The following is a 23,640-nucleotide window of genomic DNA, read 5'->3' as shown; positions in this document are numbered from 1 at the left end:
TTGTTTGAGCATCTTGCTATTCATTTTTTGCACTTTTTTATTGAAATAATGTGCGGTGAGGCTTTGATCTAAAAAAAGGAGTTCATCATTGAGATAAACTCCTTCAAAAATGTTAAAGAGCAGCTTTACTCATTTCACCATTCACTAAGCGTTCAATACCAAGCGGATTGGCATTTTGAAGGGCAAGTGGTAATAAGTGATCTGGATAGTTTTGATAGCATACTGGTCGTAAATAACGCTCGATTGCTAATGTTCCTACCGATGTACCACGTGCATCTGAAGTTGCAGGGAAAGGCCCGCCGTGTACCATGGCATCACAGACTTCAACACCTGTTGGATAACCATTTAGAAGTAAACGTCCTGCCTTTTCTTCGAGTAATGGAATAATGGAGGAGAAGTTCTCAAAATCTTGCGGCTCTGCAATTAATGATGCGGTAAGTTGGCCACGCAGACCGCTTAACGCTAGAGCAAGCTGCTCTGCAGATTCAACTTCAATCACAATTGTAGTTGGGCCGAATACTTCTTCTTGAAGTAATTCATCCTGCTCTAGTAAAAGAGATACATCAGCTTTAAAGAGCTGAGGATAGGCTTGGTGGCCTTGTTGTGGTTGACCCGCTAAATGCTCAATTTTGTCATGTGCGAGTAATGCTTTAAGGCCATGTTCATAGCTTCTTAAAGTGCTTTTGTTAAGCATGGTTTGTGGTGGCTGCTGAGCCATTGCAGCCGTGAACTGCTCAAGAAATTGGCTAAATTCAGTTGATTTAATTCCAATAATTAAACCCGGATTGGTACAGAACTGACCGCAACCTAAAACCACTGAACCACTAAGTTCGGCTGCAATTTTATCACCACGCACTTTTAGAGCTTCGGGTAATAAAACCATTGGGTTAATGCTCGACATTTCGGCAAAAACAGGAATTGGCTCAGGGCGTGCAGCAGCTAAATCGCAGAGGGCACGGCCACCTTTGAGTGAACCTGTAAATCCAACTGCTTTAATTGCGGGGTGTTTTACCAGTGGTTCACCAACACCTTGACCATAAATCATGCTAAAGATGCCTTTTGGCATAGCGCATTTCTCAATTGCACTACAAATGGCATTTGCAATTGATTCGGCAGTTGCCATGTGGCCGCTATGTGCCTTCACAATGACAGGACATCCAGCCGCAAGTGCTGAAGCGGTATCGCCACCAGCAGTAGAAAAGGCAAGTGGGAAATTACTTGCACCAAATACCGCCACTGGCCCAACACCGATTTTATATTGACGTAAATCTGGACGTGGAAGTGGTTGACGCTCAGGTAAAGCCAAATCAATACGGGCACCTAAATAATCACCACGGCGTAATACTTGAGCAAACAGACGTAATTGGCCAGTAGTTCGCCCACGTTCACCGCGAATGCGAGCTTCAGGTAAAGCAGTTTCTTGACAGACAGTGGCAATAAACTGGTCATCAAGCGCATCAATTTCACTGGCAATTGTTTCTAGAAAAACAGCGCGCTGTTCTGGTGTGGTTTGTCTAAAAGCTGGATAGGCCAATGCAGCTGCTTGAGCTGCCTGATCAATTTCTTCAGGAGTGGCTTGAGCAAATTGATAGGGTAATGCTTCATCTGTTGCAGCATCATAACTTAAGACAAATTTACTGCCCGAACTTGAACGTTGACCTGCAATAAAATTTTGACCAGTAATATTTAACATTATCAATCTCACTTTAGAGTGAACGTCAAAAGTAGTTCTTCTGACGTTGGAGAATTATCAAAGCCTAGGTTTTACTTTCGAAAATATAGTATTTTGTATACGTTATTAGTCAAAAGAAAACTCCAACCTATATGTGTTTAAGCAAGTGATCGCTAAGCTTCATCATCATTTTTAATGAGTGCTTTTGGTAAACCTGAATTTATTCCCCAGTAGTAACAACCAAGAGAAATCACCATAACTAAAAGTGTGTCAAACGGAGCTGCCAATAGGTGTGATGCACCATCACCAAAGCTGCCAAGGTAAGAAACAATAATCATTAAAATGTAGTAAACAAGAAGCCAAGCTGATGACTTTAATTGTTGAGCTAGGCTGACTTCTTGGGTTGGCACATAGCGTTTAAAAATGACATAGAGTGCAAACAATACAATTTGTGCACCTAATAACCATGAAATGACATTCCAGCCAGACCAATAGACAATAAAAGAAGCAATCACGAAGGCAAGTGGGCCAAGAACAGTAAAGCCTTTTACATAGAATGGACGTTCAAGCTCAGGAGCATTACGACGTAAGGCACCCACTGTGACAGGAGCTAGGGCATAACTTAAAACTAACGCTGCCGAAACTACAGAAATTAATTTATCCCAAGATGGAAACGGCATAGTCCAAAATACAGAAAGTGCAAATGTTAACCATAATGCATAACGTGGAATGCCTGATTTTGGATCTACACGAGTAAAAATACGGAAGAACGTATTACTGTTCGACCATGCATAAATGACACGTGGAGTTGCAGCCATATAGATATTGCCGCAGCCAGACGGAGAGATAATAGCGTCTGAAACAACTAAAAGCGCTAACCATCCCAAACCTAATAACATGGCAATGTCGCGATAAGGTAATGGGAACTTGTCACTGAGTCCTGACCAACCATTTGCTAACATATCGGTCGGTACAGCACCCAAGAAAGCAACTTGCAGCACGACATAAATAATCGTTGCTAAAACGACAGATAAGATGAGTGCAAAAGGAATAGTAAATTGAGGACGTTTTACTTCACTGGCTACCGAAATAATCGGCGTTAAACCTAAGTACGCAAAAATAATACCGCCAGCAGATACGGCACCTTGTACGCCGTGAGCACCCATTGGGGCAAACTCGGTCATTGAAAAGTTTGCCGGTTTAAAGTGGTATAGAAGCGCAACCATCACTAAAACTGGAACCGCAAACTTCAATGCACTGATGAGGTTGTTGGCAATTGCAAAGGTTTTTACGCTGTAATAATTCAAAGCAAAAAATACGCATAAAAGTGCAAACTGAAACAACCATCCAATCGTGGTTGGAGACCGAACGCCATCGTGTATTTCTGTAAGTGAAGGGAACCATGCCGCTGCATATTCACGGGCAGCGACGACTTCAATTGCAATTAAACTTGAAAAGGCAATGACGGTCACAGAACCAAGTAAATATCCTTGTAAAGGACCATGTGAAAATACGGGATAACGGATAATACCGCCTGCTCGTGGTAAGGCTGCACCTAACTCACAATAAATAATTCCCAGAATTAAAACGGCAAAGCCCCCAATAATCCATGACAATATACCCGCAGGGCCGGCTTGAGAGGCCACATGACTTGCTGAAAATAACCATCCAGAACCGAAAATGGCGCCTAAGCCAATGAATGTAAGATCCATTAGAGATAACTGCTTTTTAAACTGACTTGTCATTACGTTTTCCTTAACGACAGAACTATTGTTCTTTCATATATCGTATACGATATATGGTTATTGGTAAATAGGGGCATTTTTATTCTATTTATTGGCGAAGAATGATCTAAATATTGTGTAAGTTATTGTTTTTAATTTTATTTAAATAATTTAAATTCCAAGTGAATAGCTTAAAAACCAAATTTTTTTTATAAAAAATTGGCAAAGGTTCGTTATTTTATTTGTTAAAAAGAACAATTCTTAAATATTTGTTGGATAATTTACCATTTAAATTAATGGAAAATTCCATTTTTTGGAAAATATTGAGTTAGAAATTGATTGTGTTGTTTTTAGGCGATGACCCATTTATTTTCAGTGCTTTATGGGCAGCTTAATGATAATTTTAGGAATATCCGAAAGGACACAATAACGACGAACATACGAATAATAATGAATTGAAGGTAGGACCCCGTGTTTATTAGTGTATTTGATCTTTTTAAAATTGGTATTGGTCCATCTAGCTCCCATACAGTTGGACCAATGCGAGCGGCATACAGTTTTGTGGGTGATTTATTGAAAAAAAATGATCTACAAAACACGGTTAGAGTTCAGATTAAGTTATATGGTTCGCTTGCAGCAACTGGTGTTGGTCATGCGACAGACAAGGCTATTCTGTTAGGCTTAATGGGCTTTGACCCTGAACATATCGATACTCAAGTAACTACAAGCTTGATTGAAGATGTTCTTGAAAATAATGCCATCCAGCTTAATCAGCAAAAGAATATTTCTTTTGACTATAAACGTGATGTGCTTTTTTTAGATGAATCTTTGCCTTATCACCCAAATGCAATGGAGTTGATTGCGTATAACGAGGTTCAAGAAATCTTATATGAAGAAACCTATTACTCGATTGGTGGCGGTTTTATTGTTAGTCAAAGACAATTAACACAAACCCAATCTGAAACCAGTGATGTTAAGGTTCCATATCCATTTCACAGTGCAGCTGAACTTTTAAGCTTATGTAAAACTCATCGTTTATCAATCAGTGAGTTAATGCTTGAAAATGAGAAAAGCTGGCGTAGTGAAAGTGAGATTCGCACCAAAATTATGGATATCTGGAAAGTGATGCAGCAGTGCATTCATAATGGATTAATTAATGAAGGAATATTACCGGGCGGATTAAACGTAAAACGTCGGGCTAAAAAAATTCACGATAAATTATTAAATAAGAAAAATTCAAACCTGATTGTGACGACTTTTCATGCCATGGAGTGGGTCAATTTATTTGCTTTAGCAGTAAATGAAGAAAATGCCGCTGGCGGCCGAGTAGTGACTGCGCCCACAAATGGGGCAGCTGGAATTATTCCAGCGGTCTTATATTACTACGTGACTTTTTCTAAAGATTTTTCTGAAGACAAAGTAGTTCGCTTTTTTCTAAGTGCAGCAGCAGTCGGCATTTTATGTAAGCTCAATGCATCTATTTCTGGTGCAGAAGTGGGATGTCAGGGCGAAGTAGGCTCAGCTTGTGCGATGGCTTCGACTGGTTTAGCCGAGATTTTAGGTGCATCACCTGAACAAGTGGAACATGCAGCTGAAATTGGCCTTGAACATAACTTAGGTTTAACGTGTGACCCGATTGGTGGTTTGGTTCAGGTGCCGTGCATTGAGCGAAATGCAATTGCAGCCGTAAAAGCCATTAATGCTGCGCAAATGGCGCTTCATGATGAAGGTGAGCATTTTGTGACGCTCGATAAAGTCATTCAGACCATGAAAGAAACTGGCAAAGATATGTCTGAGAAATATAAAGAAACTTCAAAAGGTGGCCTCGCTGTGAATGCCATTGAGTGCTAAAAAATGAGATGGGGCGAGGTGCCCCATCATATTTTAAACATTAAGCCGCGCGAGCCAGAATTGAACTTGCACAGCGATGTTTAAACTCAATGCAAGAAGTTCAGACTTTAACATTAGAAATAGAAGACCACCTTACCTATAAAGACTTTAGTTCTTAAAACTAACAGATTAATCAAGATAGTGTTTAATGGCTATTTTCCCGAATCTTAATAATCTATAAGACTTAAATTAGATCTTTTTTGTTTTTTAGGTTTTAATGTGATGTTTTTTTAGTTAATTTAATTAGTCTTGTGGATTTTAAAATTTTTAATAGTTTTTTTTATATTAATTGTTTTAGTTTTATGGGTATATAATTTAAAAAAATAAAGATAAGGGGCCATAATGAGTATTTTATAATAAATATATGGAGTACATAGAAATGCATAAAAGTTTTGTAATAATTACGATTACTTGTTTATCAACACTGACTACGGCAAAAGACATGGCCTGTGGTAATTCATCTGGTTCTGGGCAACCTTGGAATGTCGGTAGTGCTGTTCTATTCAAGTCAAGCGTATTGAATATCGATGCTGATGGTGCACCCAATTCTTATTTTGTAGATGGAAAAGGGTTATCTTATACATGTGATGGTGTAGTTGCTCTAGAGAATGGAAAAAGAATTACACCAAAATCAAATCCAAATAATTGGCAAGAAAAATGTAACGTTGCGTGGGCACGTGCGCAGAAAACCAATGATTATAGCCAAGTAGCTATATTTGGTTTTATGACTGATAAAAAAAATAAACCATTAATTCAACAAGATGGTGATCCATTTCCTAAAAAAGCCTATATAAGCCAAACGTCGGTAACGATTCCTAATACACCAAAAGAAACTCAACGACATTTTGTTGACGCAACAAAAATTCCTTATGTTGTACTTAATTCACAATTCGTTAAGAAATACAGTATAAAACCAGGAACAGTAGCTTTAGTTTATCGTGCGAAAACAAATAAATATGCATTCGGTGTATTTGCAGACGGAGGTGGATTAGGTGAAGCATCAATTAAGTTACATGAGGATTTAGGAAGTAATCCCATTAAAATACGCAATGACGTTAGTCGAGCTAAATCTCGTATTGATGACCCAGTGCTGACAGTTGTCTTTCCTCAGACTGTAGTGCCACCAATAGCTGAAACTCAGACTTGGTACAACAACATTCAACAAAAAGGCGCTGTTGTATTAAAAGAGTTTGGCGGTATTAATCAGCTTAAAAAGTGTTCTCAATAATTACAATTCTGTATTTAAGAGTTTGTAATAGTTGATGTTATATAAGGATATTTCTTATGTATCAATTAAATGCTGTAAATATGAAGTTGTTTGGTGGGCTATTTTGTATTATGACAATCGCTGTGACATCAGGTTGTACATCCTTTTGGGAGCTTAAATATGGACCTAATAAACCATCTATAAGTTTTGTGTCATTGAATGCGGTGGAAAGCCAAAACCAACCAGATAAAATTTACGCTTGGACAACTGACAGTAATGCTGCATATGTATTTAAAAATCCAACAAATGGGCTAGGAGTGCCATCCGCTTGTATTGTTAACGCAGATGTAGCGAAGTCTCGTAGTGTAGAAAATGCTTTAACAGCCAAGCTTGGTGAACTGACAGGAAAGTTGAGCGGAGCGGAACTTACTCAAACATTAAAAACTATTGAAAGCCTTACCAAACTTAGTGGTCGTGATAATGTGAATACCTCTTTCTTGAATGTTGCTTTATTTCATATCTGCATGGAAGCAGGAGCAGGACATTTAGACCAAGGCGCTGTCAAAGAGTTAATGAGTGAAGCCATCAAGGCTGCTACTTCGCTAAATAGCCATAATCAAACAACACAACCATAATTATTTTAGAATGGGCTATTAAAAATATAGTAGCCCATTTTTAATGTGGCTGTATAAAAATATTGTGGAATCATTATTATTGGATAAATTTCTATAATCAAATTTATATATCAGTAAGCAGTATTTGTGATTTTAAAAATTTAAGGAATATGAAATCATTTTTAACTTTTTTGAAAAAATATTCTTTATATCGTCGGATAATGTAAGCTTAGCTTTATATAAATATATTATAAACCAAATTTTAATAATAAAACTAAATTATTTAGCCTTACTTTTCTAATGATTTAATTTAAATCAAATGGCATTTTGTGTGCTTGACTGCAATAAATGTGAAGCTTATCCTTTGCCTGCTGGCCTACATTGCCAGCCGGCTTTGACAGGCTGAATGAAAGATCGCATCAGAGTTATTCCGTCTGAGGGATACTCTTATGTGTAAACTCCTAGTCTCCTCCCGTAGCGGTAGGATGAACTGACCCCATAAAGTTGGACAGTTAATTAAGCAGTTTTTAAAAACTGGTTTCTATATTGTACAGGGGATAAACCTTGTAACTTCACCTTGATTCTCTCATGATTATAATAATGAATGTACGTTTGTATGGTTTTCTCTAATTCATCAATTGATTGAAATTTTTCACCATGAAAGCACTCCGATTTTAATATTCCAAAGAAGCTTTCTATTACGGCATTATCTAAGCAATTTCCCTTGCGAGACATACTTTGAATTAAGCCATGTTGCTTTAATTGCTGCTGGTAATGAGCCATTTGATATTGCCATCCTTGATCTGAATGGAGAATTGGCTTTTCATGTCGCTTAAGTTTAGCCAAAGCATGAATGAGCATCTCTTTTACTAACTCATAATTGAGTTTGCGTTGGATTCGGAAGGTAATAATTTCCCCATTAAATAAATCTATGATTGGAGAGAGGTAAAGTTTTTCACCATTCACATTAAATTCCGTTACATCAGTTGCCCATTTCTGATTGGGACGATTTGCTTTAAATTGTCGTTGTAAAACATTATCGGCCACCATCCCGACACAACCACTTTTATAAGATCGATATTTGAGTACTCTGATACGTGATTTAAGCCCCATAGTTTTCATGAGGCGATATACACACTTATGGTTGATGATTATTCCTGCACTTTTCAGAGCAAGAGTAATTCTACGATAGCCATAACATCCTTTATGCTTATGATATATAGATTTAATCTGCTGTTTTAACTCAGTATATTTATCATTAGGGCACGCAGCTTTCATGTGGTAGAAATAAGTACTACGGGCTATCTTGGCAATATTGAGTAGTAGCTTTAATGGATAAATTTGCCTTAATTCCGAAATAACTTGAACACTGTCCGCAGTACAAATTGAATTTAAGTACGTTGCTTCAGTTTTAAGGCTTTTAGCTTTTTTAAAAAAGCGACCTCTGCGCGTAAAGCTGTAAGTTCATCAATAAGTTCTTGTTGAGACTTTTCTTTATCATCTCTTGTTGGTTTCACTATTTTGATTTTATCTTGCTTAGTCATATTGGTATAAGTCCGTTTAGTATTAAACCCAGCAATCCCTTCTTTATGATACTGAGCTAACCATCTTCTTAAAATAGACGTCCCGCTCAGATTTAACCGTCTTCTGACCTCTCTTACCGGTATCTTATCAAGAAGCATTTGTACAGCCTTGATTTTAAATTCTGGAGAATAATAAGCCTTTTGAAGTTTAACATTGAGACCATCTTCACCTTGCGCTTTATAGTTTTCAATCCATAACCTGATAGTTTGGAGATCAACATTAAACTCTTTGGAAAGAGTTTTATAGCCTTTACTCCCATCTAAGTAGGCTTGAATTACTTTTAGTTTTAACTCTTTTGAATGCTTTGGAACTGGCATTGGATGCACACCTTATAAGTTTAAAAAGTCTAACTTATGGGGGGCAGTTCAGGACGGGAGAGGGACACCTTCGGGTGTGCTGGTTATATCTTTCACCAGTCTGTCAACCCTCTTTCGTTCTGCCACCATAATTTCTATTCCTGTCGGCAGAACTCCCAATAAAAAGGAGTTGGCTTTGCACATCCATTATTTCTTGGCTCTCAATGCCAAAAACTATAACGACACAGCTTAAAATTTAAAGCAGCTTGATTGCCCTAAGGTTTTCAGGCTTTAAGTCGTTACGGCTCAAAAAACTTATTTGAACAACAAAACTTGAGATGTGCCAAGCACAGTCGTCATAGGCTTTGCTGTGCCTTTTTTTCTCCCCAAAAAAGTATCTCATTTAGAAACAACAAGAATTTATAACGGTAAAACGATGCCAAATTTAGTGCTTTCCTCCCGAGCCATACAAGTCGTAAATAAGTCGATTTATTTATTTCACCATCACGGATTTCATACGGTTGGGATCGATAGAATCGTCAAAGAGTCAAACATTCCAAAAGCGACTTTTTATAACTACTTTCACTCTAAAGAGCGATTTGTTGAAATCTGTTTGACTGTGCAGAAAGAGCGCTTAAAAGAAAAAGTGGTTTCAATTGCTGAGTACCACCAAGGCTTAAGCGTGAAGGATAAACTCAAGAAACTCTATTTCTTACACACCGATTTAGAGGGGCTTTACTACCTATTATTTAAAGCTATTTTTGAAATTAAACTGACCTATTCAAAAGCTTATCAAATCGCGGTGAGGTATCGAACATGGCTAATCAATGAAATTTATAGCCAGCTTATAAAACTAAAAACCGATGCGACTTTTCAGGATGCAAAGCTATTTTTATATATGATTGAAGGCACAATCATTCAGCTTTTAAGCTCAGATGGGGCAGTTGATCGGGAAAAGGTGCTGAATTGTTTTCTTAATGCTAAATAGAAGGTCAAAGCGTTTGAATATAAGCAATAAACTTTGGCTTCGTGTATTAAAAAAACCTTGATGAAATGCACAAGGCCTTATTTACTTTAAACTTGTTTATTCAGCTCAGGTGGTAAATGCTGTGCCAAATAATCGATTGCAAGGCGGGTTTTAAGTGGCATAAAAGGCAGCGTAGGCCATACCAAATGAATCGGAAAAGCAATGCTCGACATATTTTCTAACACTTGTACAAGCTTACCATCCTGTAATTCATTTTGAATGAGCCAATCGGGTAACCAAGCGATACCGGCTTCAGAAAGCGCTGCATTTTTAATGGCTTGTAAGTCATTAAAAAGAAGTTTTGCTTTGGGTTTAATGAATAAAGGCTCGGTATTTTCCTTTTGAAGTCGCCATTTTTGCATTTGACCAAAATGCGGATCGGCAATTGTGGCGTGATGGTCTAAGTCTGCAATATTTTTTACGGGACCTGCTTCATTTAAATAATCAGGTGAGGCGCAAAGCAGCATTCGATGCTGACCAATCGGTTTGGCGACTAACTGAGTTGTGTCAGGCAATGCCCCGATTCGGATGCATAAATCAAAACCGTCTTCGACCAAGTCTACAGTCCGATCATTAAATGAAATTTCTAACTGTAAGTCCGAATGTTGTTGAGCAAATTTAACCATGAGCGGGGCGACATAGAGTTGTCCGAAAAGCACTGGCACAGAAATTCGCAATCGACCTGTTGCGTTAATTTTCCTTTGGTCTAATAAAGCTGCTGCATTTTGAATTTCACTTAACGCTCGGCGGCTATGTTCATAAAACAAAGCACCTTCATCAGTCATACTGAGAGAACGTGTTGTTCTTTTAAATAAAGCAACTCCAAGCTGATCTTCGAGACGAGCAATATTTTTACTAATGGCTGAGCGGGTTAAATGCAATTGCTCGGCAGCTTTTACAAAACTTCCTGCTTCAACCACCGTCACAAATATGGAAATTGCACTTAACTCATGTTGCATGATTGTTGCCTAAAAGGAATCAATAGAAGTAAATAATATCACCACTGTTGAATTTATTATGGAGTTAATATGGCTTCATCAAAAATGTAGAGACGGTCATGGCTAAAATTTTGGTATTAAAATCCAGCATTATGGGTGAGAGTTCACAAACCAATCGTCTAATCGATGTAATGCTTGAACATCGAAAAGACCAAGGTTTGCAAGATGATATTACCATACGCAATCTAGCTGAAATGAACCTGCCTGTATTAGATCTGGAAATTTTTCAGGCGCTTCGTGGGGCTGAAAATATAAATCAAGACATTCAGCAGATTGTTGCCTTATCTGATGAATTAATTGCTGAATTAAAAAGTGCTGATTTATTGGTGATTGGTGCACCGATGTATAATTTAAATGTACCGACTCAACTCAAAAACTGGTTTGATTTGGTGGCACGAGCAAGACAAACATTCCGCTACACCGAAACTTACCCTCAAGGTTTGGTCGAAGGAGTAAAAGCGGTGGTGCTAAGTAGTCGAGGCGGTATTCATGTCGGTCAAGAAACTGAAGCAGTAACACCTTATCTCAAAGCGGTGTTAGGACTAATGGGCATTTATGACATTGAATTTATCTATGCAGAAGGCTTAGACATGCAAGCCTATCGTACTAATGCATTAGATTTGGCAAATCAGCAAGTCAAAGAATTCGCCGTTTAAAATCATGAACCGAAACTCTTGTACCTCTAATTAGAAAACAAGAGTTTCTAAGTCTATTTAAATCACATTTCTAAGTTCATTTGCCGTGTTGCGTAGCAATGGCAAAATTTGCTGAACTAAGTAATCTTCTTGTACACGATTAGTTTGAGACATGCAGTTCAGCGCTGCCACAGCCTGACCTTGTGCATTAAAAACAGGCACAGCAATCGCAATTACGCCAAGCTCATGTTCTTCTTTGGAAAGGCAATAATCCGATAACGAAATGGCTTTAAGCACTTCAAAAAACTTTGACTCATCTACAATGGTAAATGGGGTTAAGCGTTTTAATCCGTAAGTTTTTACCCATGCATGTTGAGCTTCTTCGGGCAGTGCTGCCAACAATACTTTCCCTGTCGAAGTTGCATGAGCAGGCAGTCGATTTCCTAAATGCATACCATAAGGGCTGACACGTAAATTATCTTGCTGCGGTAAATAGCTACGGGCAATTGGCACGACTTCGTTATCGTCTAACACCACAATCGAAAAAGTCAGAGACGTCTGCGCACACAAAAGATTTAAAAAGGATTGAGCAACTTTAGGCAGGTGGGCAGAGCTTAAATAAGAACTCGAAAAGCGCAGCACACGATGAGTAAGCCAAAAGTAATGTTCGTCTGTTTCTAAATAGCCTAAATATTTTAAAGTTTTAAGATAACGTCTTGCCGCGGTACGACTAATGCCAGTTCGCTCGGCCACTTGAGTGACATTGAGCCGTTGCCGATCTGTTCCAAAAGCTTCCAGTAAAGCCAAGCCTTTTGCTAACCCTGCAATGTAGTCTTCTTGACGAATTTTCTCATGCGAGTTTGGGTGCTCTAAAAAAGCATCGAGAGAAGGCATCCTTTCATTCCTGTTATTTTGGTTGTTTCTGTCCGCTATTCGGACAAACTAAATGATAAACGGTTATTTTCGTCTTGGATACATAGTGCACAAAACTTAAAGCCAGTAATTTAAAAGTCAGGATGAAACAAGGATGAAGTTATGGATATTTTAAAGACGCAGGTTGCAATTATTGGATCTGGACCAGCAGGGTTATTGCTTGGGCAACTTCTATATAAAGCTGGCATCGACCATATTATTGTTGAGCAACGTAGTGCTGAATATGTGGCTTCACGGATTCGTGCAGGAATTTTAGAGCAAGTTTCGGTCGACTTACTGAAACAAGCAGGTGTTGACCAAAATTTAAAAGACAAAGGCTTACCACATTCGGGTATTGAAATCTTAACCAATGGTGAATTACATCGAGTTGATTTGGCTGCACTCACGGGTGGCAAACAAGTAACCGTATATGGTCAGACTGAAGTCACCAAAGATTTAATGACTGCGCGTGAAGCAGAGCAGCTCACTTCATTTTATGAAGCTCAAAATGTACAAGTGAAAGATTTTTACACTGCACCAAAAGTTGAGTTTGAGTACCAAGGTAAAGCCTTTCAAATTCAGTGTGACTTTATTGCTGGTTGTGATGGCTACCACGGTGTCTGCCGTGCCAGCGTGCCCGAAGATAAAATTAAGACCTTTGAAAAAGTTTATCCGTTTGGCTGGTTAGGGGTGTTGGCCGATGTCCCACCTGTAGCCGATGAACTCATTTACGTACAGTCAGAACGTGGATTTGCTTTATGCAGTATGCGTTCTGAAACGCGTAGCCGTTATTATTTACAAGTTCCTTTAACAGATCACGTAGAAGACTGGTCAGATGAAAAGTTTTGGGATGAGCTAAAAAAACGCCTAGACCCTGAAAGCCGCGAAAAGCTAGTGACAGGACCTTCTATTGAAAAAAGTATCGCGCCGTTACGAAGCTTTGTGACCGAACCAATGCGCTTTGGAAAATTATTTTTAGCAGGTGATGCTGCGCATATTGTGCCACCGACTGGAGCAAAAGGCCTAAATCTCGCTGCCTCTGATATCGCTTATTTATCAAGTGCGCTTGTTGAATATTATGTTGAAGGTTCAGAGCAAGGGATTGATCAATATTCAGAGAAATGCTTACAACGTGTATGGAAAGCAGAGCGTTTTTCTTGGTGGATGACTCATTTATTACATCGCTTTGAAACTGAAAGTGAGTTTGATCACAAGATTAAACAAGCTGAGCTAAGTTATGTACTTGGCTCGATTGCGGGTAAAACTACATTGGCTGAAAACTATGTCGGTTTGCCTTATGAGATTAAGCAAATTGATAGTTTTAAGCACGCAAGCTAAAGACTAGATAAGAAATAAAAAGGGCATGAATATGCTCTTTTTTTATATAAAAAACTCAGAGGAAAGAAATAGACTAAGAGATTGTTTTGCTTAAAAGATCAGCATTAATAAAAGCTTTTGTCACATTTTTTCAGTATATTGCTATTAATTTCTTTATTTATAAATTCTAAGTTTGTATGGAACAGGACCAAGCACGCATACCTAAATATATTCCTATCCGCGATGCAATTGCCCATGATATTGAATCTGGCGTATTAGAAGCCCACGCAAAACTCCCCTCAGAAAGAGTGCTTTCGGAACAATTCCAAACCACTCGAGTGGCTGCACGTGAAGCTTTACTGGCTTTGGAAACTGATGGTTTGATTTATCGCTTGGACCGCCGTGGTTGGTATGTTCGTTCTCCGCGTATTATTTATCATCCTCAATCGACTAAAAACTTTAACCAGTTTGTGATTGAACAAGGCTATGAACCTTCGACAGAGGTGATCTCGAGTGAGCTAACAACGGCTACTTCTTGGGATGCCAAGCATTTAAAAGTTGAAAAAGGGTATCCGATTTATTCAGTTTGGCGACGTCGTTGTATTAATGGTCGACCTGTTTTGGTTGAACATTTACGTGTGAACGCCGAGCTTTTTCCTGAGTTTTTAACTCATGATCTCAAACAATCCATTACTTTACTCATGGCAAATCAATATAACTGCCATATCACTAGAGCCGATATTAACCTGTATCCAACGGCTTTGTCGGAACAACAAGCCAAAGCACTGCATGTGAATGTGGGTGCACTCGGTTTATATATTTGTCGTAGTAACAGAAATGAAAAAGGCGTGATTACCGATGTTGACCAAGAATATTGGCTACACGACGTTCTAGATTTACATTTCGAAGCTCGGGCATAAAAATAAAATCTGGTTTAAACCAGATTAATCAAACTGTCATATAAACCTGTTGAAATACGATCATCAAATAATTGCATTCGATGGTTTGCAGATGAAACAGTATGTTCAACAGACAATTAAACTCGGCACTGCATCAGTTTTAGGTGTGGTGGTCGCTATTCAAATGGGATGTTCATCGGCAACATCAAAAAACTCAGAAGAAATTACAGTCTATACGGCAGTGGAAGCCGACCAGCTTAAACAGTACCAAGAAGAATTACATAAAGCCTATCCAGAGCTAAAAGTAAAATGGGTACGTGATTCAACTGGTGTAATCACCGCTAAACTTTTGGCAGAGCAGAAAAACCCACAAGCGGATGTGGTTTTTGGTGTGGCTTTAACCAGTTTGCTGGTCATGGAAAAGAAAGACATGCTTGAGCCTTTTAAACCTGAAGGCATTCAAAATTTAAAACCGGAATTTGTCAGCCAAAAAACTGTACCGACTTGGACGGGTATGGATGCATGGGAATCTGCAATTTGTGTCAATAAAGTCGAATTAGAAAAGCGTAAGCTACCGATTCCAAAAACTTGGAAAGATTTAACCAACCCGATTTATAAAAATCTGATTGTCATGCCAAACCCAGCTTCGAGTGGAACAGGGTATTTAGATGTCACAGCTTGGATGCAGATCTGGGGTGAAAAGCAGGCGTGGGACTATATGCAGGCTTTAAATAAAAACATTTCACAATATCCTCACTCTGGTTCAAAACCTTGCAAGATGGCGGCACAGGGCGAAATTCCAATCGGTGTTTCTTTCGGTTATCCAGCCTTTAAATTAAAAGCAGAGGGTGCACCTTTAGAAGTAGTTTATCCAACTGAAGGTTTAGGCTGGGAAATGGAAGCATCAGCAATTGTGAAAGGAACCAAGAAATTAAGTAGTGCACAGAAATTTATCAATTGGTCGGTAAGCAAGGCAGCAAATGAAGCTTATGCACATAACTTTTCAATGGTGGCCTATAAAGGCATTGAAAATACCACCATGGACTTCCCCAAAAACCTTCCTCAAATGCTCGTAAAAAATGATTTTTATTGGGCGGCCGAGCAGCGTGAACGTATTTTGGCTGAATGGTCAAAGCATTTTGAAAAGTGATCTTTTGGATAAGGGCCTCATTATGCAAATTCCTTCTTCATTGCAATCATCGCTGTTGGGTCAAAACCAAAAGGGCGAGTTAGCAGGGCATTTATTGTCGACATTAACGACCTATAAATATCCTGAACACGGCCCTTCGGTTTTAGAAGTGGTGGATATCCAAAAAAAGTTCCAACACTTTCAGGCCCTAACGCATATTAATTTAGACCTGAAAGCTGGGGAGTTTGTGAGCTTTTTAGGGCCTTCAGGATGTGGTAAAACCACACTGCTACGCATAATTGCGGGTCTAGAAAAACCTGATTATGGCAAAGTCATAAAAAAGGGCACAGACATTACCTTGTTGAGTGCTGAAAAGCGTCACTGTGGCATTGTGTTTCAGAACTATGCGTTATTTCCAAACTTAAATGTAGAAGAAAATATTGCATTTGGCTTAGACAAAAAAAAGTGGGATAAGGCACAGCGTAGCCAAAGGGTTCAGCAGTTATTAGAACTGATTGAATTACCCGATATTGCTAAAAAATATCCAAACCAATTGTCGGGCGGGCAGCAGCAACGTGTTGCGCTTGCTCGGGCAATTGCTCCGAATCCAGATATTTTACTGTTGGATGAACCCTTGTCTGCTCTCGATGCACAAGTACGTCTAAACCTAAGACAAAAGATCCGTTCGATTCAAACGCAGCTTAATTTGCCAACCATTATGGTCACACATGATCAAGAAGAAGCATTAAGCATTTCTGACCGTGTTGTAGTCATGAATCATGGTGTCATTGAGCAAATTGATACACCGCACAATATTTACTACAAGCCACAAACCCAATTCGTTGCAAAGTTTATTGGCACCATGAACTTTTTGATTGCGACTTGTTCGATAGTTAATCAGCTCGAGATTTTGGGTTTTATTCCTCTAAATTTGGAACAGCAAAAACTTAAAGCTGGGCAAAACTACAGCATTGGTTTTAGACCCGAAGCTGTCGAGTTGGTTGATGATTTCGGTAGTGATAAAGAGTCGTTGTATTTGCCGGTTAAAGTATTAAGTACTGAATTTTTAGGTGCCAAGCGTCGTTTATTTTGCGCTATTCATATCGATGGAATTGAGCAGGCAAAACACCTTTTGCAAATTGAAATTGAAAATACCAAGTTCAAAACTTTGCAAGAACTGATGTTTATAAAAGTGCCTAATCAGCTCATCCATGTCTTTGACGAACACGGGTACGCACTATGTTAAATGAAGCTGCTTCAGCGGTTTTAAAAACACAGCCGCGTCGAAAAACTGAATATTCATTAAGATCAAATATTGCTTTGGCTATGGTCGCAATCGCTTTGACTTTAGCAATTATTGCTCCTTTAATGATGCTGTTTGAAACAGCTTTTTTTGACGAAAATCAAAAATTTGTTGGCCTTGAAAATTTTTATAACTATTTTTCAAGTCCAGCTTTACTCAGCTCTGTATTTAACTCGGTGTGGGTTGCTTGTGCTGCTACTGTCATTACAGTATTTCTTGCCAGTATTTATGCTTTTGCCCTGACCAACGTCAATATGAAAGGAAAAGGCTTCTTTAAAGTGGTCGCTTTTTTACCGATTTTAGCGCCGTCACTTTTGCCTTCTTTGGCATTGGTTTATTTGTTTGGTAAGCAAGGTGTGTTTAAACCTTTGCTGGGCGATATACAAATTTATGGCCCAATCGGTATTTTAATCAGTTATTGCTTTTGGCTATTTCCAGCAATTTTAATGTTGATGATGGTGTCTTTTCGCAGTGTCGATCAGCGTTTAATTGAGGCATCTTTGTCACTCGGCAAAAATATTTGGAAGACCCATTACCATGTCACGCTACCTGCAATTCGTTATGGACTCATCAGTGCAAGTCTGGTGGCTTTTATTTATGTGTTGACCGATTTTGGTATTCCAAAAGTCATTGGCGGTTCATTTAACATGATGGCGCTTGATGTCTATAAACAGATTATTGGTCAGCAGAACATGAGCATGGGTGCGGTCATTTCCATCTTGTTATTGCTACCCGCAGTTTTTGTATTCATTTTCGACCGGATACAAAGCAAGCGCCATGAACGGTTTCAAGCTTTTCAGGCTAAACCTTATGTCTCTGCACTGAATAAAAAACTTGAAGTCGTTCTAAGCCTATTTTGTGGTTTGGTTTCAGGTGCAATTTTACTGATTATCTTTACGGCTGTGTTGGCTTCATTTATCCAGTCTTGGCCTTATGATTTGTCTTTGACCTTGGCACATTACAGTTTTGAATATGTCGATGGCGGCGGTTGGGCTGCGTACTTCAACTCGGTTCGTATGGCACTGTTTAGTACGATTTTCGGAACAGCACTCATTTTTATGGTGGCGCTATTAACCGAACGTTTTAAAGCACATCCACTGATTAAAAACTATGTACAAGCTTTGGTTTTACTGCCACTCGCTGTGCCGGGATTGGTCTTAGGTATTGCTTATATTTTGTTTTTTAACCAGCAAAGCAACCCTTTAAATGTGCTGTATGGAACCATGACCATTTTGGTGATTTCAACCATCGTGCATTATTACACCGTGCCACATCTTACTTTAACCAATGCCATTAAACAGATTCCGCTACAACTCGATCAGGCAGCACAAACACTAGGAACATCGAAGTGGAAAACCTTTTGGAAAGTGTATTTGCCAATGTGTTTTCCGGCGCTATGCGATGTATCGGTCTATGTTTTTGTGAATGCCATGACGACTGTGTCGGCTGCGATTTTCCTCTATTCACCAGACACCAGTTTAGCGGCGGTGGCGGTTTTAAATATGGATGATGCAGGCGATACGGTTGCTGCTGTTGCTATGAGCATTCTCATTTTAACCACCTCATGTGTTGTAAAACTCATTCACTGGTTATTTACCAGAAAAATTATGGCAAGAAGTCAGCAATGGCGCGAAAGCGCTCATTAAGTTTTAGCTAAACACAATTTTTATTTAACCGACTGAAACGAAACGCTTTGTTCAACAAGGCAAGGGTTTATTCATCCTAAATTTCGCAAATTGGAAGTCTTATGAATAACGCAAAGTTTGATTTAATTGTTGTCGGCGCCGGTATTTTAGGTTTATCCGCTGCCATACAGGCGCAAGACCAAGGCTTAAAAGTCTGTATCTTCGAGAAAAATGCCAAACCTGTGGGTGCAACTCGCCGTAATTTTGGCATGGTCGGAACATCGACCTTAACCCATCCAGAGCAGCAGTGGCGAAACTACGCGCTTGAAACGCGTTCTTTTTATCAGCGTATTCAAGCTGAAACCGATATTTCATTTGCTCAACGCCAAGGTGTTTATCTCGCAAACACTGCACTTGAATGGCAGGTTTTAAATGAGTTTGCCGAGCGTGCAAATAACTATCAAATTCCAGTTCATTTGCTAAAGCATGAAGAACTGACCACACAATTTTCATATTTGAACCCCGAGCAGCAGTTTCAAGGCGGCTTGGTTTTTGAAGAAGATTATTCGGTCGAACCGCATGTGATTGGTCAGCGACTGTTGGCATATGCCGAAAGTAAAGGTGTAGAAATTTATACCAATGCTTGTGTTGTTCAAACTCAATATCAGCATGGAAGCTGTCACGTTCGTTTGGCAAGTGGAGTGACTTATCGGGCAAATAAAGTTTTGATCTGTCACGGTGAAATCATCGATGTTTTATATCCAGATCTCTTACAAAGTTTGAACTTGAAACGTTGTGGCTTACAAATGGCCCTGACTCAACCATTTCAACAAAAATTAAATGCTTCTCTTTATTCAGGCTTATCTATTTCACGTTATCCGGCTTTTGAAATTTGCCCAAGTCATGCTGAGCTGGTTAAAGCATCGCAACAGGGATTTATTAAAGAGTTCGGCATTCATATTCTGATTAAACAAAACGAATTTGGCGAACTGATCGTAGGTGATAGCCACGAATATCATTCGATTAATGAAGCGCCTCAATTTGAGCAGCGTGAAGAGATTAATGAGTTTATTCAAGCTTACTGCCACGAAAAATTAGGTCTGACTTTACCTCCAATTCAAAAACGCTGGAATGGTTATTACCTGACCCATGAACATGAGTTGGCCTGTGTCACTGAAGCTGAGAAAAACATTTTTCTGGTGAGTGCGATTGCCGGTAAAGGCATGACCACAGGGGCCGGATTTATGAAAGAAGTTTTAACACAAAATATTTATTAGTTTGTCATCTGGTTTAAACCAGATTGGTATATATTGAAATTAACGCGAAAGAAATGAGTAACATTATGAACATGCAACCACAACTCGATATGGACTTAGAGAACAAGTATTTACTTCTCACTCCAGGACCTTTATCAACATCGACAACAGTACGCCGCGCCATGCAAAAAGACTGGTGTACTTGGGACCAAGAATATAATTCACTTGTACAAGATATCCGCTCTCGTCTCGTCAACTTGGCAACCAGCCAACCTGAAAAATATACGGCTGTGCTAATGCAAGGCAGTGGTAGCTTTGCTGTAGAGTCTGTGATTGGATCAGCTATTCCGCGTGATGGCAAAATCTTAATCATTAATAATGGCGCATACGGTGTACGTATGGTGCAAATGGCACGTTGCCTAAATATTGAAGTTGTAGAGCTGAATTATTTAGAAACCCAGACACCAGATTTACAAGAGATTGAGTGTGTTTTAGAAGATAAAACCATTAGTCACGTTGCTTGTGTGCATTGTGAAACCACCACAGGAATTTTAAACCCAATTCAAGACATTGGCCGTTTGGTTAAAGCAGCAGGAAAAGTCTGGATTGTAGATGCGATGAGTTCATTTGGCGGTGTGCCAATGGATATGGCTGAGCTTGAAATTGATTTTCTGATTTCAAGTGCAAATAAATGTATTCAAGGTGTTCCGGGCTTTGGTTTTATTTTGGCAAAGCGTGATTGCCTAGAGGCATGTAAAGGTTTGGCACGTTCGGTCAGCCTCGATTTATATGACCAGTGGCATACCATGGAGCAGCATAATGGCAAATGGCGTTTTACCTCGCCAACTCATGTAGTACGTGCCTTTTATCAAGCATTACTTGAGCTTGAGGCAGAAGGTGGCGTTGCAGCACGTTATCAACGTTATTTACAAAACCAACAAACCTTATCGAAAGGTATGCAACAGCTTGGTTTTGAATTGGTGCTTGGTGAGCAGTGTCCACAATCACCCATTATTACCACTTTTCTTTACCCGACAGCTGAAACATTTAGCTTTCAGTCATTTTATGAAACGTTAAAAAAATCAGGCTATGTGATTTATCCGGGCAAAGTCACAGATCTTAACTGTTTCCGTATTGGCAATATTGGCGAAGTTTATATTCAGGACATTGAAGGCCTTCTTGCTGCGATTGCCAACTACTGCGAAAGCCACCCAAATCCAGCTGTAACAGCATAATTTTTATTAAATTATTTAAATTAGAGGAATACACCATGACGATCAACAATATACAAATTCAGGCTGTAGTTTTTGACTGGGCTGGCACAACAGTAGATTTCGGCTCACGTGCACCAATTTTGGCTTTTATGGCTTTATTTAAAGACAACAACATTGAAATTACGGTTGAAGAAGCGCGTGCGCCAATGGGTTTAGAAAAACGTGATCATATTGCTGCTGTTTTAAAAATGCCGCGTGTAGCATCTGTATGGCAGGAAGTATATGGGAAGCCTGCAACTGAAGCAGATATTGACCGTCTATATAAAGACTTTATTCCTTATCAGTTAAATTCTATTCCAAAATGTTCTGCTTTAATTCCGGGTGCATTAGCTACTTTTGAAAATATTAAAAAGCGTGGCGCAAAAATTGGCAGTAACACAGGTTATGCATTAATGATGATTGGCCGCTTGGTCAAAGATGCTGCCGATCAAGGCTACCGACCAGACTGTATTGTTACTGCCAGTGACGTGAAATTCGGTCGTCCATATCCTGAAATGTTATGGAAAAACTTAATTCAACTTGATGTATCCGACATCAAAACAGTTGTAAAAGTAGACGATACCGTGGTGGGTATTGATGAAGGTTTAAACGCAGGATGCTGGACGGTCGGGCTTGCGATTAGCGGCAATGAAGTCGGTTTAAGCTATGAAGAGTGGAGCGCATTATCGGCGGATGAGCAGATCATTCTAAAAGATAAGGCCTATCAAAAAATGAATGCGTCGGGTGCTCACTATGTGATTGATAGTGTCGCTGACCTGCCAAATGTTTTAGATGATATTGAACGTCGTTTGGGGCAGGGTGAACGACCTTAAACAAAGTTTAGGTCTATAGCTTTTTAAGCTTAGCTCCCTTGGGAGCTAAGCTTACCTAAAAAATTAAAATGAAGAGTAGATAAACTCTACATATATGGAAATAAGGATTAACTTTAATGAGTAGATTCCTTATTTCTTGCTAACGATCCAAAATATGTGTTTAGTTCGTTAGAAACATCAACCATATAGGTATATGACCTATGTGATAGATCTTTTTATGACTTTTGAGGGTCATATAATTTCTCTTTAATGAATAGGGCTGGTATCACACCACAAATCAGATAAGCTGCACCCATGACGACAAAACCTAAACCAATAGACCCGCCAGAGGCTAAGAAACCGATAGTTGCAGGGGCTAATGCAGCGCCTAAACGTCCGACATTATAAGCGCCACCAATGGCTGTACCGCGAATTGCTGTCGCAAAGCTTTCGGTCATATAAGTTGCATTTACGCCATAAGGGATGCCGTAGAGGAAACCAAAGGTGACCAATAAATATAGAATGTTGCTTGGTGAGTTATAAAACACGATTAGCGGTAGGAAAATAGCAGTACCAATTGCACCAAAAGCATAGGTAAAACGACGCCCTAATTTATCTGCCATCATACCCGCAAGAACTTTACCTAAAATCATGGCGGTATATGTACCTACCATATAGGCCGTCATTTCTTTAAACTTCATACCGAGTTCACTTTCAAGGTATGACGGCATCCAGTTATTTACGCCATAGTAACCAAACTGTAAAAAGCCTGCGGTTAACGCCCATAAGATAAACATATTACGGTTTCGTTTATCTTGGAAAATAAGCTTAAATGCTGAAGTTTTCGATGCGTTTTGCGCTACAACAGGTTGTTGTAGTCGTGACTTTTGCCATGCTTCTGGTTCTGGTACAAGAATATGCATGAGCACAGCAATAACAACGGGAATAATCGCAACATAAAACAGCATGCGCCAGCCATGATCAGGAATAATCCAACCTGCAAGCAAAGTCGCAACAATATAGCCTACCGTCCAGCCAGCTTGTAGCGTGCCGAGTACAGTTGTACGGAAACGTGTTGGTACATATTCGGCCATGAGGGTATTACAGGCAATATAAAGTGAACCCAAACCAAGTGATGCAAAAAATCTTAAAATACCAAATTGAAGAAAGCTCTGAGTAAAACCTAAGCCACAGGTGAGGAGTGAGAAAATTAAAATAGAAATAACAACAATGCGGACGCGACCAAATTTATCGCATGCCCATCCTCCAAAAATGCCTCCAACGGCCATTCCTGCCAATGTAAAACTGCCAAGCATACCTGCTTGTACTGAACTTAATCCAAAATCTGCCTTAATACTATTTAAGCTATAAGACAGCAGCATCAAATCTGCTCCATCTACTAATAGTGCTAGAAATGCAAAAATAAATGCTATTTTCCACGTATGAGGCTGTATACGAGAAAGACCTTCTTTGTAATTTGTAGCCAT

19 protein-coding genes and 1 pseudogene are annotated in these 23,640 nt (G+C 39.2%); 14 read left to right on the top strand and 6 right to left on the bottom strand.

The window, feature by feature from the left end:
• Positions 1 to 112 precede the first annotated feature (112 nt).
• Complete coding sequence (locus MMY79_RS12115; protein ID WP_252608835.1) at positions 113 to 1,693, bottom strand: aldehyde dehydrogenase (NADP(+)); 1,581 nt, start codon at positions 1,691 to 1,693, stop codon at positions 113 to 115.
• Positions 1,694 to 1,845: 152 nt separating this feature from the next.
• The gene (locus MMY79_RS12110; RefSeq protein ID WP_252608832.1) at positions 1,846 to 3,417 is read right to left on the bottom strand and encodes an APC family permease; all 1,572 of its coding nucleotides are present in this window, start codon (positions 3,415 to 3,417) and stop codon (positions 1,846 to 1,848) included.
• Between the two features lie 450 nt (positions 3,418 to 3,867).
• On the opposite strand from MMY79_RS12110, the gene MMY79_RS12105 reads away from it, so the two are divergent.
• The 4 genes and pseudogenes from MMY79_RS12105 (at position 3,868) to MMY79_RS12090 (ending at position 7,128) form a co-directional block, all read left to right on the top strand.
• Complete coding sequence (locus MMY79_RS12105) at positions 3,868 to 5,247, top strand: L-serine ammonia-lyase (RefSeq protein WP_252608829.1); 1,380 nt, start codon at positions 3,868 to 3,870, stop codon at positions 5,245 to 5,247.
• A 59-nt stretch (positions 5,248 to 5,306) separates the two neighbouring features.
• Positions 5,307 to 5,405 (top strand): annotated as a pseudogene (locus MMY79_RS12100) (gamma carbonic anhydrase family protein); the annotation flags it as partial.
• Positions 5,406 to 5,728: 323 nt separating this feature from the next.
• Entirely contained in the window at positions 5,729 to 6,514 is a 786-nt protein-coding gene (locus MMY79_RS12095) for a glycoside hydrolase family 75 protein (protein WP_252608827.1), read from the top strand.
• 56 nt (positions 6,515 to 6,570) lie between these two features.
• The gene (locus tag MMY79_RS12090; protein ID WP_252608825.1) at positions 6,571 to 7,128 is read left to right on the top strand and encodes a hypothetical protein; all 558 of its coding nucleotides are present in this window, start codon (positions 6,571 to 6,573) and stop codon (positions 7,126 to 7,128) included.
• Between the two features lie 495 nt (positions 7,129 to 7,623).
• On the opposite strand, the gene MMY79_RS12085 is transcribed toward MMY79_RS12090, so the two are convergent.
• Positions 7,624 to 9,008, bottom strand: a protein-coding gene (locus tag MMY79_RS12085; protein ID WP_252608823.1) for an IS3 family transposase whose coding sequence is annotated in 2 segments (ribosomal slippage) — positions 7,624 to 8,540 and positions 8,540 to 9,008 — 1,386 coding nt in all. Because the reading frame shifts where the segments join, the coding sequence is not laid out codon by codon here.
• Positions 9,009 to 9,423: 415 nt separating this feature from the next.
• On the opposite strand from MMY79_RS12085, the gene MMY79_RS12080 reads away from it, so the two are divergent.
• Positions 9,424 to 9,975, top strand: a complete 552-nt coding sequence (locus MMY79_RS12080) for a TetR/AcrR family transcriptional regulator (protein WP_252608819.1) — start codon at positions 9,424 to 9,426, stop codon at positions 9,973 to 9,975.
• Positions 9,976 to 10,061: 86 nt separating this feature from the next.
• Here the strand turns inward: MMY79_RS12080 and MMY79_RS12075 are convergent, their stop codons facing one another.
• Positions 10,062 to 10,973 carry a LysR substrate-binding domain-containing protein gene (locus tag MMY79_RS12075; RefSeq protein ID WP_252608817.1) on the bottom strand — a complete coding sequence of 304 codons (912 nt, stop codon included), beginning with the start codon at positions 10,971 to 10,973 and terminating at the stop codon, positions 10,062 to 10,064.
• Between the two features lie 98 nt (positions 10,974 to 11,071).
• On the opposite strand from MMY79_RS12075, the gene MMY79_RS12070 reads away from it, so the two are divergent.
• Positions 11,072 to 11,668 (top strand): NAD(P)H-dependent oxidoreductase, encoded by a 597-nt coding sequence (locus tag MMY79_RS12070; RefSeq protein ID WP_252608815.1) that lies wholly within the window; start codon positions 11,072 to 11,074, stop codon positions 11,666 to 11,668.
• A 57-nt stretch (positions 11,669 to 11,725) separates the two neighbouring features.
• Here MMY79_RS12070 and pobR read toward each other — a convergent pair whose 3' ends face one another.
• On the bottom strand, positions 11,726 to 12,541 hold the full coding sequence (pobR, locus tag MMY79_RS12065) for an IclR family transcriptional regulator PobR (RefSeq protein WP_252608812.1): 816 nt from the start codon (positions 12,539 to 12,541) through the stop codon (positions 11,726 to 11,728).
• Positions 12,542 to 12,682: 141 nt separating this feature from the next.
• Between pobR and pobA the strand changes: the two genes are divergently transcribed.
• The 8 genes from pobA (at position 12,683) to phnX (ending at position 22,174) form a co-directional block, all read left to right on the top strand.
• A complete protein-coding gene (gene pobA, locus MMY79_RS12060) occupies positions 12,683 to 13,897 on the top strand; it encodes a 4-hydroxybenzoate 3-monooxygenase (protein WP_252608810.1) in 1,215 nt (404 codons plus the stop codon).
• 176 nt (positions 13,898 to 14,073) lie between these two features.
• Positions 14,074 to 14,796 carry a UTRA domain-containing protein gene (locus tag MMY79_RS12055; protein WP_252608808.1) on the top strand — a complete coding sequence of 241 codons (723 nt, stop codon included), beginning with the start codon at positions 14,074 to 14,076 and terminating at the stop codon, positions 14,794 to 14,796.
• Positions 14,797 to 14,887: 91 nt separating this feature from the next.
• Entirely contained in the window at positions 14,888 to 15,925 is a 1,038-nt protein-coding gene (locus tag MMY79_RS12050) for a putative 2-aminoethylphosphonate ABC transporter substrate-binding protein (RefSeq protein WP_252608806.1), read from the top strand.
• A gap of 22 nt (positions 15,926 to 15,947) precedes the next feature.
• Complete coding sequence (locus MMY79_RS12045; protein ID WP_252608804.1) at positions 15,948 to 17,150, top strand: ATP-binding cassette domain-containing protein; 1,203 nt, start codon at positions 15,948 to 15,950, stop codon at positions 17,148 to 17,150.
• Positions 17,144 to 18,853, top strand: a complete 1,710-nt coding sequence (locus MMY79_RS12040; RefSeq protein ID WP_252608802.1) for a putative 2-aminoethylphosphonate ABC transporter permease subunit — start codon at positions 17,144 to 17,146, stop codon at positions 18,851 to 18,853. Before MMY79_RS12045 ends, MMY79_RS12040 begins: the two co-directional genes overlap by 7 nt.
• A gap of 101 nt (positions 18,854 to 18,954) precedes the next feature.
• Positions 18,955 to 20,109: a TIGR03364 family FAD-dependent oxidoreductase gene (locus MMY79_RS12035; RefSeq protein ID WP_252608800.1), complete on the top strand. Its 1,155-nt coding sequence runs from the start codon at positions 18,955 to 18,957 to the stop codon at positions 20,107 to 20,109.
• Positions 20,110 to 20,174: 65 nt separating this feature from the next.
• A complete protein-coding gene (phnW, locus tag MMY79_RS12030) occupies positions 20,175 to 21,323 on the top strand; it encodes a 2-aminoethylphosphonate--pyruvate transaminase (protein ID WP_252608798.1) in 1,149 nt (382 codons plus the stop codon).
• 35 nt (positions 21,324 to 21,358) lie between these two features.
• Positions 21,359 to 22,174, top strand: coding sequence for a phosphonoacetaldehyde hydrolase (gene phnX, locus MMY79_RS12025; RefSeq protein WP_252608796.1), 816 nt, complete (start codon positions 21,359 to 21,361; stop codon positions 22,172 to 22,174).
• 215 nt (positions 22,175 to 22,389) lie between these two features.
• Here the strand turns inward: phnX and MMY79_RS12020 are convergent, their stop codons facing one another.
• Positions 22,390 to 23,640: an MFS transporter gene (locus MMY79_RS12020; RefSeq protein ID WP_134261503.1), complete on the bottom strand. Its 1,251-nt coding sequence runs from the start codon at positions 23,638 to 23,640 to the stop codon at positions 22,390 to 22,392.

Source organism: Acinetobacter sp. XS-4, from assembly GCF_023920705.1.
Classification (GTDB): domain Bacteria; phylum Pseudomonadota; class Gammaproteobacteria; order Pseudomonadales; family Moraxellaceae; genus Acinetobacter.
This window is presented reverse-complemented; position numbering and strand designations above follow the sequence as displayed.